Consider the following 17731-nt stretch of genomic DNA (forward strand, 5'->3'; position numbering starts at 1 on the left):
GAGTGCTCCTATAATGTGTCCCCATAAGCCTTGCTCCAGGTGTAGGGAGTTTGAGGCGTGGGGTTTCCACGATTGAGTGCTCGAGTCCTGATAATGGCACTGACTTCTTTGGAGCTTCCTGCTAAGAGTGCTTTAGTTGAGCACATCGCTGCACAAGCAGGCACTTTCCCCTCAGCAATTCTATTTTGTCCATAGAGATCAAACTCTTTTTGACTATGTGTGGGGGCAGGGCCTCCTGCACAAAAGGTGCATTTATCCATCGAGCCCCGAGAGCCAAAGACATCATTTGTGGGGAATTGGGGCGCACCAAAAGGGCAGGCATACAAGCAATATCCACAGCCGATACAAGTTTCTTTGTTGTGTAAGACAATTCCATCAGCGCGGATATAAAAGCAATCGACAGGGCAGACTTTCGCACAAGGAGCGTCTGCGCAATGCATGCAAGCAATCGAGATAGATTTTTCTTGACCGACAATGCCTTCATTGAGTGTGACAACTCTACGGCGGGATACGCCTACAGGGAGGTGATGGGCTTCTTTGCACGCTACATCGCAGCCGTGGCAGTCGATACAGCGATTGTCATCGCAATAAAATTTAATGCGGGAGTGGTCTTGGATTTGGAATCCTCCCGTGGTATTGGTGTTGCTCATAATAACTCCTTAGGCTTTTTCGATACGGCACAGACCGCATTTAGTTTCAGGGCAAGCAGTGTTGTAATCAAAGCCATAGCTTGTTACCATTGAAGCACACTCGCCAATCGCATAGGGTTTTGTCCCCTCTGGATAGCGATCAAGCAGGCTTTTGCCTACATACACACCTGAGAAATTCTGGGGCAAGAACACATCATTTTCGCCCACACGATAAGAGTGCTTGGCTTTGACAAGGATTTTAGTCCCACTTGTCCCATGCACCCAAACAGCATCGCCATCATTGATACCCAGACTAAAGGCAGTGTTGGGGTGGATCTCGACAAACATATCGTGGTAGATTTCTGCGAGATATTTCGCACTCCGTGTTTCAGTCCCTGTTCCCATATGTGCGACAAGTCTGCCTGTGAGCATATTGAGTGGGTAGTCTTTTTTCCAATCGTGCTCTTTTTGGCGTGAAATGTATTTGAGGTTTGCCCTGAAATTATCCTTTTTGTCTGGGAAGCTTGGATATTTGTCTATCAAGTCAGGGCGATAAGTATGCAAGGGCTCTCTGTGTATAGGGATTTTGTCATACCAATTCCATACGACCATTCTTGCCTTGCCATTGCCATAAGGGCATATGCCTGCTTGGAGTGCCTTTTCTACCAAGATATTTGTTGTGCCCGTGGAGAAAGAAGTGCCTTTGACGGCTTGTTTTTCTGCAGGAGTTAGCTTGATATTTAGGACTTTTTCGATATTTTCTGCTGTGATAGCAGGGTGTCCAGCGATTTTGGCATTAGGGAGCTTTTTGGGTGAGAGCATATCTGTGCCATCAGGCGCTCGCACTCCCCAATTCACTCTAAAGCCCATACCCCCTTGCATGACAGGGATTGTGTCATTATACATCACAGGTGTGCCAGGGTGTTTTTCGCTCCAGCAAGGCCAAGGGAGTCCATAGTATTGATCTTTCACTACGCCCATACCTGCTAGAGTTACTTTGTCAAACATATGCCAATTATCGCAATGCTCCTTCAAGCGCTTTGCACTCATGCCTTGCAAGCCTATACTGCGTATGCTTTGAGCCATTTCAGTTGTCGCATCATCGGGCCAAATAAATTCTTTGCGCCCCTCTTTTTGAGCGATCGCATACAACGAGCGTTGGAATTCTTCTTTAAAGCCCAATCTAGAGGCAAGGTCAAATAAAATCTCGTGGTCTTCTCTGCACTCAAACATCGGTTTCATCACTTGGTAACGCCATTGATAAGCGCGATTGGTCGCAGCCACTGAACCACTAGACTCCATCTGCGAAGCTGCAGGGAGCAAGAAAAGATTATCTTTTCTATCTGTGATGACAGCAACATCATTGACATAAGGATCGATAAAGACGACCAAATCCATTTTATCAAGCGCAGCCTTTGTTTTATCGAGCAATGAAGTTGTCGAGATACCATTACCGATGACTACAAGGGCTTTGATGGGTGTGTTGTTATTGTTGGCAAAGTTTTGCTCATCCAGCACGCCAAACCTCCAAGTAGAGAGGGCATAGCCTGTTTTTTCCATCATTTCTTTTGAAGAAAATCGCCCTGCCATCCACTCATAATCCACTTTCCAATGTTGGCAAAAATGCCGCCATGAACCCTCGCTAAGCCCATAGTATCCAGGGAGGGAGTCAGAGAGATTACCCATATCAGAAGCACCTTGAACATTGTCGTGTCCTCTTAAGATATTCACGCCCCCACCATTTTTGCCGATGTTGCCTAAGATGAGCTGCAAAATCGGCATGATACGCGTGTTGTTTGTGCCCACTGTGTGTTGGGTCAGCCCTTGATTCCATATCAATGCAGCAGGTTTGGCCTTTGCCATCTCTGTCGTGATTTTTTTGATTGTTTCTGCAGGGATACCTGTGATATCTTCGACCACATCTAAAGGATATTTTTGCGCCTCTTTGAATACCTCTTCATAGCCATACACTCTATCTTTGAGATATTTTTCATCATAGAGTTTATGGGCGACTATGTAGTTGATCATTCCATAAACTAAGGCCACATCAGTCCCACTGCGGATACGCACAAATTCATCGGCCTTAGCTGCAGTCTTGCTAAAATGGGGATCGACACACACGATATGCGCGCCTTTTTCTTTCGCCCTTAAGATATGGACCATACCCACAGGGTGATTGACAGCAGGGTTTGCCCCAATGATGAGAATAAATCGAGAAAATTGCATATCGCCTAGATGGTTAGTCATGCCACCATACCCAAATGTATTCGCCACACCGGCGACTGTAGGGCTGTGTCAGATTCTAGCTTGATGGTCGATATTGTTTGTCCCAAAAAAGGCAGCAAATTTACGGATATAGTAGCTTTGCTCGTTGCTTACTTTTGCTGAACCGATAAACATCACGCTATCAGGGCCATATTTTGAACGGATATCTTGGAGGCTTGAGGCGACTTTTCCCATCGCACTATCCCAATCTGTGCGCACCCATTGGCCATTGATTTTTTCGATGGGGTATCGCAAGCGCGTTTGGCTTCTAGCGCGATCGATCATATCAGCGCCTTTGCAGCAATGCCCACCTTGAGAGATGGGGTGGTCTTGAGCGACTTCTTGTCTGACCCATACGCCATCTTTGACTTCAGCGATGATACCACAGCCCACAGAGCAGTGTGTGCAGATTGTTTTGATTTTTTGTGAGCCAGGGTAGGCTTGAGAAAGCTCACTCCCTGAGGCCTTTTTGAGTATTTCTTTGCTCTCACTCCCTAGTGCTTGAGAGATCCCCACAGCACCAGCTAGAGCAGACATTTTCAAGAACGCACGCCGATTTTTGGCTTTGGTGTTGATTGTGTCCATTTTTTTCCTTTTTGTTGAATTAAGTTACTTAGCTACAGAATAATATTCTTTCCAATACTTTGTATCCCCTTGATAGAGCACCTCTTCTTTGTTGGATTTCCCTCTGATGACACCTTCTTGCTTGACTTCTTCTTTTGAGCACGCAGAGATAGCAAGCCCTCCGATTGCAGCTAAAGCACCTGCTTTTGTGGTTGTCTTGAGGAATTGACGGCGAGAATTGTTTTGTTTATCTTGCATAGATGATCCTCTTTAGTGGTTAGTTTGGGCTGACCCCGCAAAAAGATTATGGTCGTAATCTCTTTGCGGGGTCAGGGAACCAATATACTTTCTTCTAAACGCAAAAACCCCTCTAAAATACGATTGACACAAGCATACAAAGGGCAATCCACCCTTGAAGCAATCGCCTTGCATACGCCATCTTGCATTGGGTAGATACAAGTAGCAAAAAGCTCTTTAGCTAAAGCCAATTCTCCATTTTCCAAAAAATGCCGCATGGCTACAAACAAAAACCCTAGATTTTCTTCACTTTCTTTGATGCGCTTGGTGTTGAGATAGCACTGCCCTTTTTTGATGATCGATTTTGCCCTCACTAAGCTCTCACCTCCAATGCAGTCTTCTAGGTAGTGTGAGAGATACAGATATACTGGTGCTTGATCTCCTTTGCCAAAGGGCAGGGTGAAAAGTGCGCTGAATTCTGTGATAAAAGAGTGCAGACCACTGGTTTCTAGCTCATTTTGGAGTGTGCTGAAATCTTGGGTATCTTGGGGATTGAGTGCGAATTCTTTGAGAATTTGGATTTGTTTTTTGAGAAGTTCTTGACGATTTTTGAGCAGTTCAAACAAAAACAATCCACTGAAAAAATCATAATACAAAACCCTTGCTTGCGTGATTGTATCTGTAGTTTGTCGCAGCGTTTGGATTTGCATTGTGTCATCTTTAGTTTGGATTGTTTGGAAATGCACAAAAACCTTGGAGTTATTTTGCCATTAAAGTCCGAAAAATTTTATGAGTATTTATCATTTATTTAAAATCTTGATAAAAATGAGTAATTTTGATACATAAAATCACTACAAATCACTATTTTCTTTGAGTTTCCAAAATAGACTATATAGTGGATTATAAATGAGAATAGTATAGACAGATTTTCTATACACGCATGGCACGCATGGAATTAGCCAGCGCAATGAGTGCTACACCCACATCACCAAAGACTGCTTCCCAGAGTGTCGCTAGTCCAAAAAGCCCTAAGATGATAAAGACAATTTTAATCCCTAGGGCAAATAAGATATTTTGCCAGATGATTTTTTTAGTCTTTTTGGCGATTTTGAACGCCTTGGCTATGGAGGTGATGGAATTATTAGTGATGATAATATCAGCACTTTCTTTGCTCACATCACTCGCCCCACCCATACTAATCCCTGCATCAGCGCTTGCAAGCGTGGGCGCATCGTTGATACCATCGCCAATAAAGACCGTTTTGCCTGTATGGGAATTTTTGAATATTTCAAATTTTTCAACCTTTTCTTCGGGCAAGAGATTGGCTTCATACTCACAATCTAATATCTTAGCGATTTTTTTTGTCGCATAAGCATTGTCCCCACTTAAAATACAGATATTTTCAATCCCCAATTCTTTGAGTGCGCTAATCCCTTCTTTGGCATCGTCTTTGATTTCATCAGAGATGATGATATGCCCGATATACTTGCCATTTGCCCCGATATGCACCACCGTGCCCTCGATATCGCATTGATTGTGCGGGATTTGGAATTTGTGTAAGATTTTGTCATTGCCTGCGATGATGACATCAGTATGGCATTTTGTCCTGACACCATAGCCACTGATTTCTTCATAATCACCGATACTATGTGTGTGGTGGTCTTGAGAAGCGGCTTTGATGGAGGTGGCTATGGGGTGGTTGGAGAGAGTTTGGGAGCAGTTAGCAAACTGCAAGACTTCTTCTTGTGTGTAGCCCTTTTCGGGGAATACGCCTGTGACTTTAAACACGCCTTTAGTGAGTGTGCCTGTCTTGTCAAAGGCGATATTTTTAGTTTGTGCTAAGGTTTCTAGGTTGTTGGCGCCTTTGATGAGTATGCCATTTTTGCTCGCAGCGCCAATCCCGCCAAAATACCCCAAAGGCACAGAGATAACCAAAGCGCAAGGGCAGCTCACCATCAAGACCACCAACCCGCGATAGATCCAGTCATTGTATGTGCCAAACCCTGCGAGTGGCGGGAGGATAGCGATAAAAATAGCGATAAAAAACACAATGGGCGTGTAATATCTTGCAAATAAAGTGATGAATTTTTCAGTTTGGGACTTTTTGCTCGCAGCATTTTGGACTAATTCGATGATTTTAGCCACTGAAGATTCAGCATAGAGCTTTTCGACAGCGATTTCTAGCACGCCTGTGAGATTAAGGCTCCCACCAAGCACTTTTTTGCCTGCTTTGACACTCAAAGGGATAGATTCCCCTGTCAAAGCCCTCTGATCGAGCGTGCTTTCACCTTTGAGGACAACGCCATCAGTGGGGATTTTCTCCCCTGCTTTGACAATGAGAATATCATTGATTTTTAGTTGCTGGGGCGTGGTCTGTGTGATGGTATCGCCTTGCTTGATATAAGCGATATTAGGGGCTACATCTAAGAGGGCTTTGATCGAGCTTTTAGAGCGCGTTACAGCCAAGTCTTGCAAAAACTCTCCCACAGCAAAAAACACCATCACCGATACGGCCTCTTCATATGCTCCGATGAAAAAGGCTGCAATTGTGGCTGCTAACATCAAGACATTTTCATCAAAGACTTGCCCTTTTTTGAAATTATGATACGCACCTAAAAAGACCTCTTTCCCTGAAAACAGATACACACAAGCAAGCAAGACATACGCCCCTATGTGTAAGCTATGGTTTTGTGTGAAATGCAGCACGCCCAAAGAGGCAAAAAACACAATCACAACACTGATGATGGGATAAAAACTGACTTGTTCTTGTTTGGATTCTTCGTGAGTGAGGTTAATTTTTGGTTCAATTTCTTTGAGCTTTTCTTGCACCTTTGAAAAATCTGTCGTGTCTAAAAGCATTGTGTTGGTGTTAAAAGAAACTTCGATATGTTGGACACAAGGGAGTTTTTTGAGTTCATATTCGATTTTTTCAGCGCAAGCGACGCAGTCCATATTGTGTAAGTGATATTTTTGCATTTTGACCCCAAGAAATGATAATTATTATTATATGACAGAAAACTCGCAACAATCTAGCACAAACTTGATTAAATATTTATAAATCGCTATAGCAAATCTCCACTCAAAACAAGCCCCCTAGAAATGCCATCTGTAGGAGATTCTTAGGTTCTTCTATAACTCAGTGCTTCTAAGATATGGGGCTTTTCAATCAGCGCACTCCCATCGAGGTCTGCAATCGTGCGCGCAAGCTTTTTGATCTTATGGACAGAGCGCTCAGAGAGTCCAAATCGCCCGATGGCTTGTGATAGGAGCGTTTGAGTGCTTTGGGTGAGATGACAGAATTGTTCGATTTCTCTTTCATCGAGCTTGCCATTGAGATGTTTTTGCCCGCGGGCCATTTGGATTTTAAAGACTTCAAAGACTCTTTGCTGCATTTGTTGGGAGGAAATCGAGCCTTGGGCGTTTTCTTGGGGTTCGTCCATCTGCACAAACAAATCAATGCGATCCAAAAACGGCTCACTCAAGCGATTTTTATACGCAAGGATTTCTTTGTCTAAACAGCGGCAAGTCCTGTGCTTAGAGAGGAGATTCCCGCAAGGGCAGGGGTTTTGCGCACCGATAAAAAGAAACGAGGTGTCATATTCTATCTTGCTATGGACGCGCGAAACTGATAGTTTGTTGTTTTCTAATGGCTCGCGCAAGGACTCAAGAATATCTTTTTTGAAATGGGGCAGTTCATCAAAAAACAAAATGCCATTATGGGCTAAAGCGACCTCACCGGGCTTGGGCTCACTCTGTGTAGCAGAGCCTAATATGCTTGATTTGGACGCGCTTTGATGGGGGTTACGGAAGCTTCTTGCAGGGCTATAGCAGGCTTCTTGATTGCTTAAGGTTTGGAGCTTGACAGATGCGATCATTTCTTGGATACTCAAAGGGGGCAGAATATAGCGCATGCGTTTGGCAATCATACTTTTGCCACAACCCGGACTCCCCTCAAAGATGATATTATGGAAACCACTCGCAGCTATCAAAGCAGCGCGCTTGGCGATCTCTTGGCCTTTGACTTCAGAAAAATCAAGCTCAAAAGTATCCAGATAATAATAAAGCTCGTTGTTGATAGAAAGCGAGCTAAAATGCAGTTCTTTGGTGTAGGTATCAGGCAGAGGGGTGGGTTGCTTGATGATTTCTAGGGCTTGATTGATGTGATTGGCATAATAGAAATTGAGATTGGGGATCAGACAAAAGAGGTCTTTGCCTCCCTCAGGGACGATGACATTGGCCTTTGGGTGTATCAGCGCTATGTCTAAAAGCAAAGAATAGATACTATCGTTGTGCTTGATTTTGCCATCAAGACCTAATTCTCCAAAGGCAAACCACTCTTTTGGGGCGACATTTTCTTTTTGTAAGGCAATCAAAATAGCAATGGGTAAATCAAAATGGCTACCATTTTTGGGGAGGTCTGAGGGGGAGAGATTGACAACGATTTTAAGAGGGGGGAAAGTGAAGCCATTATTTTGCAAGGCAGAATGCACCCTTTGCTTGGCCTCTTGGATTGCGTTATTGACAAGCCCTGATATCACAAACCCCGGGAGTGCGCGGCTAAAACTCACCTCTACTTCTACGATCTGCGCTGAAGTCCCAAGCTTAGTCGCGCACAAAATCTTATTGACCATCAAATCCCTCTTTCACTGCCTATTTTAGCTCTTTTCGGGCTTTTTTGAGTTCTTTTTCAAATTTTTTGCGTTTTAAGATGGGGAGTTTATCGACAAACAAAATACCATTGAGATGATCGATTTCGTGCTGGATAGCAATCGCTAAGAGCCCATCGCCTGCAAGAATCTTTTTCTCTCCAAAGCGGTCTTGATAAGCAAGAGTGATAGCTGCAAAACGTTCGACTTCTTCATAAAACTCTGGCACAGACAAACAGCCCTCATTCCACTTAGTTGCACCCTCTTGTTTTAAAAATACGGGATTGATAATCTCTAAGAGATCTTCTTTGTGCTGGGTGTCATCTTCTCTGGGGAGATTGATGAGTAAAATCCGTTTTTGTATGCCGACTTGGATTGCTGCAAGCCCGATACCATTTCTAGCACGCATTGTTTCATACATATCATCTAAAAGCTGGTGCAAGTCTGCATCAAAGCTTTCGACTTCTTGGGAAACTTTTTTGAGCGTTGGGTTTGGGTATTTTAGGATCTCTAAAATAGCCATTATCACCGATCCTCAGGGCATATTTCATAATCAGTCTGCTTGTCTAAAGACACTTGAAGGGCATCGAGTGCTGCTTTGAGCGAGCTTTCTGCGTTTCTTGTCGGAGTGATTTTAGCAATCCCCACACAGACATCAAGTGTTATATCTCTATCGCCTAAAAATATATTTGTTGATTTCACTGAGTTAGCAAAGCGATCTGTGGCCTTGATAGCACTATCAAGATCAGAATATTTCAGTCCAATACCAAACACCCCATCGCCCAAATAGCCGATAAAGTCGCTTCTTCGAGAGTTTTTAAGCAGGAGTTTGGATACGGTTTTGAGTAAGATAATCAGAGTGGATTTTTCTTGAGTTTTTTCTTGGATATGTTGAGAGAGTGCCATCACTAAGATACTTGAAGAGTGTCGGAATTCTTCCATTAATTTGGTTTCTTTTTCAATGAGATTGCTAAAATAACGGCGATTATATACGCCAAATCGTGAGTCATAGATTGTATTTTGATTGATATCTGTGATTGTTTTGGCAGTTTTTGCATAGAGATTTTTGATCTGAGAGAGTTGGGTGGCTGTGATGGAATTGATTTTTTCAATATCTTTGACAAAAAGCGTTGTTGCGTTGCTTAGGGCTATTTTATTATTATCGATTTTTTCAATGCCTTTGATGTGTCTATCAGTCATTGCTTGCATGAGTTGGAGATTTTTATAAAGTATGGCGATAAAATCAAGCATTTGTTTGATGTTTTTGAACCCATCTTTCACGCTTTTTTCAAAGGCTATAGCGTGTTCTTCGCCAAAGGATTGGAGATTGATAGCGTTTTGAATTTTTTGCTTGAAATTACCCTCTTCTTTTTCGAGCAAACGTTCAAAATAAAGCTGATAGTTTGCAGGCAAAGGTGTTAAATCTTCTTCTTCAAGCTGCTTGAGCGTGTTTTGAGCAATTTCATTGACCCGCACGGTGACTTGGTCTTCTAAAATGCGGTCCCTTTCCTCATCGTTTTTTGTATCAGAGGTTTCTGGCTCTAATTTCCCAAAAAAAACATTGCTGCCAAATTCGGGATCTTGTTCTGTTTGTTCTTTTGAGTTTCCCATAAATATACTTTCTTTTCGAGCTTATTTTAGACTTTTTTCAAGTACTTTATCAATGATACCATATTCTTTGGCCTCTTTAGCACTCATGAAAAAATCCCTTTCAGTATCTTGCGCGATTTTCTTGAGTGTCTGGCCTGTATTTTTAGACATGATTTCATTGAGGATACTTTTGAGTCGTAAAATTTCTTTGGCTTGGATTTCAATATCGCTTGCTTGTCCTTGGGCCCCGCCGAGTGGTTGGTGGATCATGATGCGAGAGTTGGGGAGGGAATAGCGCTTGCCCTTTGCCCCACAACTCAGCAAAAACGCCCCTGCTGATGCGGCTTGTCCGATACAAATCGTGCAAATATCAGGGCGAATATAATGCATTGTATCATAGATACTGAACGCACTTGTGATCACTCCACCAGGGGAATTGATATAGAGATTGATGTCTTTTTCAGGGTCTTCAGCTTCTAAAAAAAGGAGTTGCGCGACAATTGAAGAGGCCACTGCATCATTGATTTCTCCACTCAAAAGGATAATGCGATCTTTGAGAAGTCTTGAGTAAATATCATAGCTTCGCTCACCTCTGCCTGTTTTTTCAATCACATAGGGTATATAATTCATCACTCTGCCTTAGCTTTTGGTTTTTTAGCGCTTGGACTGGTTTTTTCATTAGCTGCAGGACTGGCCTTTTGGGTGGGGGTGGTTTCGGGCTTTTTGGTTGTTTCTTGGAGCTTTTTGTCTAACAAATGCGCGAGCAGCTTGTCTTCTACCATTGCCATTTTGATAGCAGGGAACATATTATTTTGCTTGTAATATTCGATAACTTCTTTGGGGTCTTGGCGATTCATCATCGCTTCATAATACACCGTTTGGAGCACTTCATTATCTTCAACACGGACATTTTCTTGCTTTGAGAGTGCGTCAATGATAAAAGTGATTTTTACACTTTTTTGCGCGTCTTTACGGAAGCTTTCGCGCTTTTCTTGTGCTTTTTTAGCGTCAGCCTTGAGGCTTTCGAGCTCTTTAGGGTCTAGGGTGTGGAGTGAGTTTCTGAAAAGCAAATCCATTTCTTGTTCGACAATCAAATCAGGGAGATCAAAATCAAATGTTGCATTGAAATTTTCGATCAATTTTTCTTTGAGCTCTTCGTTATAGAGTTTGGTTTTTGCTTCAAGCTCTAGTTGTTCTTTGATTTTTGTTTCAAGCAGCTCTTTGGAGGGGGCTGATTCTTGTGGGAGCAAGGATTGAATCAATGTGTCATCGATTTTTGGCTTGTCTTTGTATTGGATTTTATTGACCTTGACTTTAAAGGTGGCAGGTTTGCCTGCTAGGGCTTGTGCGTGGTAGCTTTCTGGGAATTTGACTGCGATTTCTTTTTCTTCGCCAACGCCTAAGCCCATGAGCGCTTCTTCAAAGCCAGGTATGAACTGCCCACTTCCAATGAGCAAATCAAAGCCCTCGCCCTTTCCTCCCTCAAAGCTATTCCCATCGATAAAGCCCTCAAAGTCGATATTAGCCACATCATCTTTTGTGATTTTTCTGTCTTTTTTTGCTTCAATGAGTGGGGTTTTTGCAAGGGCAAGTTCGTGGAGCCTTGTCTGGACTTCTTTGTCGCTGATGGCTTTGAGCTTGACCTCTGGCACACAGCTAGCCACCCCCTCAAGGCTAAAATCAGGTTTTAGACTGATTTTTATCTCGACATCAATGCTTGTATCGCTTTTGTCAAATTTTGTGATGATAGGATCGCCGATAATCTCTTGAGTATTGAGCCCCATTTCTTTGAGCGCAAGCCCTAAAACCTCTTCCACAGCTTCTTTTTGTGCTTCTTGTTCGATACTATCTTTATAGCGGGATTTGACGATATTTAAAGGGACTTTTCCTTTTCTGAATCCATCGATTTTGAGCGTTTTGGCGATTTTATTCGCTACTTTGTTGTGCTTGTTTTCTAAATCTTTTAAAAGCAGTTGCGTGCTTACAGATGCATTCGCAGAGTTGAGTCTTTTTGTCTGTAAATTCATAGAATTCCTTAGCGATATTGAGTATAATTTTGTATTCTAACAAAAATTTCTTTAATAACAAATCAAAATCCCAAGGGAACTCTTATGTCGCTTGAAGCACTCAAAGCAAGACTCAAAGAAAATATCAACCTCTCCCCCCAATATGGCACGATCAAAAAAGTTGCTCCCAATATCGTATATGCCGATGGTATCACGCCCTCAGTGGGCGATCTTGTCAGAGTCAAAAAATCCAATGGGAGCGAGTGCTTGGGTATGGTGACTTTGAGTGAAAACCACCGATTTGGCTTCACGCCTTTTTCATTTATCGAGGGCTATAAGACAGGCGATAAGGTGATTTTAGAAAAAAAGGGCTTGTCTTTCCCCGTGTCTGATAGCCTATTAGGCAGAGTCTTGAACCCCTTAGGTATGCCCATCGATGACAAAGGCCCGATCCAAGCAAGCACGCATATCCCAGTCATCACCCCCCCGATTCAGGCAATGAAAAGAGGGATTATCGATGAAGTCTTTAGCGTGGGAGTTAGAAGCATTGATGGGCTATTGACTTGCGGGAAAGGGCAGAAAATGGGTATTTTTGCTGGCTCTGGTGTGGGTAAATCTACATTGATGGGTATGATTGTCAAGGGCTGTGTTGCCCCTATCAAGGTAGTTGCGCTCATTGGCGAAAGGGGGCGGGAAGTCCCTGAATTTATCCAAAAAAATCTCAATGGCGACCTCAAAGACACCGTATTGATTGTAGCCACTAGCGATGATTCAGCTTTAATGCGTAAATATGGCGCGTTTTGTGCGATGGCAGTGGCAGAATATTTCAAAAATCAAGGCAGAGATGTGCTGTTTATTATGGATTCTGTTACGCGTTTTGCCATGGCCCAAAGAGAGATCGGGCTAGCGCTTGGCGAACCTCCCACAACAAAGGGCTATCCACCCTCCGTGCTCTCTCTCCTCCCTCAGCTCATGGAGCGCGCAGGCAAAGAAGAGGGCAAGGGCTCTATCACAGCATTTTTTACCGTTCTTGTCGAGGGTGATGATCTCTCTGATCCTATCGCTGATCAAGCGCGCAGTATTTTAGATGGACATATCGTGCTGAGTCGTGAGCTTACAGATTATGGCATATTCCCGCCCATCAATATCCTCAGCTCAGCCTCCAGACTCACCAATGACATCACCACCCCCAAGCACAGAGAAGCGATCCGCAAATTCCGCCGCCTTTATGCACTTTTAAAGGAAAATGAAATCTTAATTCGTATCGGTTCTTATCAAAAAGGCTTTGATCCTGAGCTGGATTTAGCCATTGAAAAAAAATCTTTGATGGAAGATTTCATCGCGCAGAGTGAGAGCGAAAAAATTCCTTATGCACAAAGTGTAGAAAAATTAATAAATATAATGTAGAATTGCCACCTTTAAAACTAAAACTTTATTGAAATCGCGATCAAAATCAGATCTTGCAAGGCAAAACACGACTACAAACCAAACAATTATCGTTTTATCTTGCAGGTTCGCTTATATTTTTAGGAGATACAATGCAAAAACGAATCTATTTAGACAACAATGCAACAACTATGGTAGACCCAAAGGTCAAAGCACTGATGGATCCATATTTTTGCGAACATTATGGCAATCCAAATTCCCTGCATAAGTTTGGGACAGAGGTGCACCCACCTATCACAGAGGCTTTCAATAAACTCTATGAGGGTATCAATGCACGCAATGAAGATGATATTATCATCACTTCTTGTGCGACTGAAAGTAATAATTGGGTGTTGAAAGGTGTGTATTTTGATCTGATACGCACAGGGCAAAAAGACCATATCATCACAACAGAAGTGGAGCATCCAGCCGTAGGGGCGACCTGCAGGTATTTGGAGAGTCTGGGCGTGAAGGTCACTTATTTGCCGATCAATCAAAACGGCACGATTTCTGCTGAACAAGTCAGAGAAGCCATCACACCTAGCACGGCTTTAGTGAGCGTGATGTGGGCAAACAATGAAACAGGCTTGATATTCCCGATTGAAGAGATTGGGGCAATCTGCAGAGAAAAAGGCGTGCTTTTCCACACCGACGCTGTGCAAGCCATCGGCAAAGTCCCTGTAGATGTTGTGCGCGCTAATGTTGATTTGCTCTCATTTTCTGCGCATAAATTCCACGGCCCTAAAGGCATTGGAGCACTTTATATCCGTTCAGGTGTCCCATTGACCCCACTACTGCATGGAGGAGAGCACATGCGAGGGCGGCGCAGCGGCACTTTAAATGTCCCATTTATCATCGGTATGGGCGAGGCAATGAAAATAGCGTGTGAATATCTTGATTATGAAAAAGAAGTGATTGCGCGTTTGCGTAATAAGCTAGAAGATGCTTTGCTAGAAATCAAAGATGTCTTTGTCATCGGCGATCGCTCCCATCGTGTGCCAAACACCACACTCATTAGTGTGCGGGGTATCGAGGGCGAAGCAATGCTTTGGGATCTCAACCGAGCAGGTATCGCAGCATCGACAGGGAGTGCTTGCGCGAGTGAAGACTTGGAAGCAAACCCCGTGATGGTGGCCATCGGTGCAGATAAAGAGCTAGCACACACAGCTATCAGGCTTTCTTTGAGTCGTTTCAACACAGAAGAAGAGATTGATTATACGATTGAAGTATTCAAAAAGGCGATCCAAAGACTCAGAAATATCTCAAGCTCCTATGGGGCTTAATGCAAAGCGTTTGCAAAAGGAAGAACAATGGCAAAAAATGATTTGATCGGTGGCGCACTTTGGGATGCGTATTCAAATAAAGTCAGTCAGAGAATGGACAACCCCACACACTTAGGTGTCCTCACAGAAAATGACGCACAGGCTAAAAATGCTAAGCTGATTGTAGCTGATTATGGTGCTGAAGCTTGCGGAGATGCAGTGCGATTGTATTGGCTAGTGGATAAAGATGATGTGATTATTGATGCGAGGTTTAAAAGCTTTGGCTGTGGCACAGCGATTGCTAGCTCGGATATGATGGTAGAGCTTTGTTTGGGCAAGAAAGTCCAAGACGCAGTGAAAATCACTAACCTAGATGTCGAGAGGGCTTTGCGCGATGAGCCAGATACCCCTGCTGTCCCTGGTCAGAAAATGCACTGCTCTGTCATGGCTTATGATGTGATCAAAAAGGCCGCAGGACTCTATCTAGGCAAGGATGCACAAGATTTTGAAGATGAAATCATTGTCTGTGAATGCGCTCGCGTGAGCCTTAGCACGATCAGAGAGGTGATTCGTATCAATGACCTCACGACCGTGGAAGAAATCACGAGCTACACCAAGGCAGGGGCGTTCTGCAAGAGCTGTATCCGACCGGGCGGGCACGAAGAGCGCAAATACTATCTCGTGGATATTTTGCGCGATGTGAGGGCTGAGATGGAAGAAGAAAAGCTCAAAGAAGCAATGCGTAAGCAAGTCAGTGGCGAGCTTTCGTTCAAGGAAATGACAATGGTTCAAAAAGTCAAGGCCGTTGATAAAACGATCGATGAAACCGTGCGCCCAATGCTGATGATGGACGGAGGGAATATGGAAATTATTGATATCAAAGATACTAGCGATGGCTATATCGATATTTATATCCGCTATATGGGTGCGTGCAATGGCTGTGCGTCTGCAGCTACAGGCACACTCTTTGCTATCGAAAATGTCCTCCAAGAGCATTTAGATAGAAATATTCGCGTCCTCCCTATCTGATAGCTCCCCCTCCCTCTTTGGAAAAAGGAGGGGGATTTGTGCTTATTTTCTGCTCTTTCTGTTTTTCTACTTTTGTTTTGTCTACCCTATCTGTTTTATCTATTTTGTCACGCTCAATGATTGACTTTAATCATTTGGCTTTGCTTGACCTCTGCATATCTGAATACTTTAAAAAGATAATCTTTTCTTATCCATATCGCAAACAAAAATACAATTATAGTCATACTCAATCAAATAAGAATAAAAATATTTATCTTTTTAATTGCTCGATAATTTGAGATGATTGATATTTTTAATCATATTTGTTTTCCTCGCCCAAAAAGAGCCTTTGGAATCATAAATTTGTATGGATACGATCTTGAATATCAGCATATTGCTATCAAAAAATAAAAAATAATCAATACTATTTATTATTTTATATACATATTAGAGTGTATTGATATTAATTTAAGCTTATTTTAAATAAATTTTGTATTCAATACTCTGTTTAAAATAATTCAAAAGGATTTTAAATGCATACTCCAAACGACAAAACTCCCCAAGCTAGCGCACCCCTAGCTTCTGTGGCGCGGGGGGGGGGGGGGCGAAATCCCTAAAAAGCCAATTTTCTAAAAATTTCTTATTCCCCATCTCTCTGATCCTCTCAAGTTTGCTTGCTTCGCAAGCTTATGCAGATGATACCAACAAGCCGACCCGAACGCACGATAACTTCCAAGGAGAAGTGGTGAGTGTCAATGGCAGCACTGGTATGCCTACAGATAGCACTAAATATTGCGATACTTCTGGCTCTAGTAAATGCGTGAGCGTTGTAGTCAATATCCCTTGGGGGAATACTTGGGTCCATCCAAACTTAGCACAACACTATGTCCTCACCCCTAAAAGTGCTGATGCAGGCACATCAGATACCTATACAATCTATAGAGAAGCCAACGATGCGAGTGGCAATAGCATTTTCAAAAATCCAATCAACAACTTCCAAGTCCAAATCAACAAAGCAATCCTCAAAGCCCACGATAAAGCCCAAACCACGGTAACAAACGGCTCTTGGGCAAGGTTTACTATCAAAGATGGTATGTTTCAAGGGGATATCAACCTTGCAGCTGGAGGAGGCTATGGCGGGACAACTTGGATCAGTGCAGAGGGCAGCTATCAAGGCACAGATTCTCCTGATCTCAAAGGCTATGCTTTAGTCGGAGATATCAAAGACTTGAGCACAAAATTAAATGCGACTTTTAAAAACGACGCAAATTTCAAGGGCACTGTGCGTGTGGGGAATAATGCCTATGGCGTTGCAACGGGCACGACAATGACCTTTACAAAATCTTCGATGACAGGGGATATTACCCAGCAAGGTTTGTTTGATAGGGCTTATAATCTTGATATTTCACAAAATTATACCTTTGATGGCAACTCTTCTAGTAAGGGCTATGCGCTCAAAGGCTATGATGGGAAACTTGCTGAAGTGAATTATTTCTATGGACCCCTAACGATGACCTTTAAAGGTGGTGCAAAAGGTTATATTAATCTTTACCAAGACTCTGATACTTGGGACGCTGGAAATAGTGATTGGACTGATAGCAAGTATCAATCTGTCGGGATCATTAATGTTGAGGGCTCAAACACGCTCCTAGAAGGCAAGATGGAGATGGCAGGGGGGCATAGCCTTACGCTCAATGTCAAAGACAATGCCACAGCTAAGGTTGAATTTAAGACTTCTCACTCTGCTTATCAACCAGGCGCTAGAGATGCGTATGTGAATATCAGCAATGGTGGGACACTCGAGGGCTCAATATCAAGCACAGACCGCACGCATACACAAGTCAATTTAGACAATGGCACGATTATCGGTAATGTGCAAACCAATGGGCGAGGAACATATAATGAGAGCATAAAGACAAAATCTGTCCTCCCAAATGATTCCCTCACAGCCATTGCCTCCACCATCAAGGGTAATATCACTGGTGACCAAAAGGCTGCGATCACTCTGATTAATTCTGATGTGGGCGATATTGATGAATCCCACACTGCCTCCACACTCACCTTTGCCACAAAACGCCCTACTACCGACTCTAGCAAAG

General features: G+C 43.1%; 14 protein-coding genes. 4 read left to right on the forward strand and 10 right to left on the reverse strand.

Annotated features, from left to right (window positions below; all coding sequences use genetic code 11):
* Window positions 1-8 precede the first annotated feature (8 nt).
* From fdh3B to tig, 10 genes are all read right to left on the reverse strand, one after another.
* Entirely contained in the window at window positions 9-650 is a 642-nt protein-coding gene (gene fdh3B, locus BKH46_RS07605) for a formate dehydrogenase FDH3 subunit beta (RefSeq protein ID WP_095226241.1), read from the reverse strand.
* A 9-nt stretch (window positions 651-659) separates the two neighbouring features.
* A complete protein-coding gene (locus tag BKH46_RS07610; protein WP_095226242.1) occupies window positions 660-3479 on the reverse strand; it encodes a molybdopterin-dependent oxidoreductase in 2820 nt (939 codons plus the stop codon).
* Window positions 3480-3503: 24 nt separating this feature from the next.
* Window positions 3504-3716, reverse strand: coding sequence for a twin-arginine translocation signal domain-containing protein (locus tag BKH46_RS07615; protein WP_095226243.1), 213 nt, complete (start codon window positions 3714-3716; stop codon window positions 3504-3506).
* A 71-nt stretch (window positions 3717-3787) separates the two neighbouring features.
* Window positions 3788-4441, reverse strand: coding sequence for a hypothetical protein (locus tag BKH46_RS07620; RefSeq protein WP_095226244.1), 654 nt, complete (start codon window positions 4439-4441; stop codon window positions 3788-3790).
* 184 nt (window positions 4442-4625) lie between these two features.
* The gene (locus BKH46_RS07625) at window positions 4626-6671 is read right to left on the reverse strand and encodes a heavy metal translocating P-type ATPase (RefSeq protein ID WP_095226245.1); all 2046 of its coding nucleotides are present in this window, start codon (window positions 6669-6671) and stop codon (window positions 4626-4628) included.
* Window positions 6672-6814: 143 nt separating this feature from the next.
* Window positions 6815-8326, reverse strand: coding sequence for a YifB family Mg chelatase-like AAA ATPase (locus BKH46_RS07630; RefSeq protein ID WP_095226246.1), 1512 nt, complete (start codon window positions 8324-8326; stop codon window positions 6815-6817).
* Window positions 8327-8345: 19 nt separating this feature from the next.
* Window positions 8346-8864, reverse strand: a complete 519-nt coding sequence (def, locus tag BKH46_RS07635) for a peptide deformylase (RefSeq protein WP_095226247.1) — start codon at window positions 8862-8864, stop codon at window positions 8346-8348.
* 2 nt (window positions 8865-8866) lie between these two features.
* Window positions 8867-9952, reverse strand: a complete 1086-nt coding sequence (locus tag BKH46_RS07640) for a diguanylate cyclase (protein ID WP_095226248.1) — start codon at window positions 9950-9952, stop codon at window positions 8867-8869.
* Between the two features lie 21 nt (window positions 9953-9973).
* Window positions 9974-10561 (reverse strand): ATP-dependent Clp endopeptidase proteolytic subunit ClpP, encoded by a 588-nt coding sequence (clpP, locus tag BKH46_RS07645; protein WP_095226249.1) that lies wholly within the window; start codon window positions 10559-10561, stop codon window positions 9974-9976.
* On the reverse strand, window positions 10561-11958 hold the full coding sequence (gene tig, locus BKH46_RS07650; protein WP_095226250.1) for a trigger factor: 1398 nt from the start codon (window positions 11956-11958) through the stop codon (window positions 10561-10563). The genes clpP and tig overlap by 1 nt, the downstream gene beginning before the upstream one ends.
* An 84-nt stretch (window positions 11959-12042) precedes the next feature.
* Here tig and fliI point away from each other — a divergent pair, with 84 nt between their 5' ends.
* The 4 genes from fliI to BKH46_RS07670 form a co-directional block, all read left to right on the forward strand.
* The gene (gene fliI / locus BKH46_RS07655; RefSeq protein ID WP_095226251.1) at window positions 12043-13344 is read left to right on the forward strand and encodes a flagellar protein export ATPase FliI; all 1302 of its coding nucleotides are present in this window, start codon (window positions 12043-12045) and stop codon (window positions 13342-13344) included.
* A gap of 131 nt (window positions 13345-13475) precedes the next feature.
* The gene (locus tag BKH46_RS07660; protein WP_095226252.1) at window positions 13476-14645 is read left to right on the forward strand and encodes a NifS family cysteine desulfurase; all 1170 of its coding nucleotides are present in this window, start codon (window positions 13476-13478) and stop codon (window positions 14643-14645) included.
* Window positions 14646-14672: 27 nt separating this feature from the next.
* The gene (locus BKH46_RS07665) at window positions 14673-15653 is read left to right on the forward strand and encodes an iron-sulfur cluster assembly scaffold protein (protein ID WP_095226253.1); all 981 of its coding nucleotides are present in this window, start codon (window positions 14673-14675) and stop codon (window positions 15651-15653) included.
* Between the two features lie 649 nt (window positions 15654-16302).
* A partial coding sequence (locus BKH46_RS07670) for a hypothetical protein (RefSeq protein ID WP_143428929.1) occupies window positions 16303-17731 on the forward strand: 1429 nt, incomplete at its 3' end.

This window comes from Helicobacter sp. 12S02634-8 (genome assembly GCF_002272865.1).
In the GTDB taxonomy this organism is placed as follows: Bacteria; Campylobacterota; Campylobacteria; order Campylobacterales; family Helicobacteraceae; genus Helicobacter_J.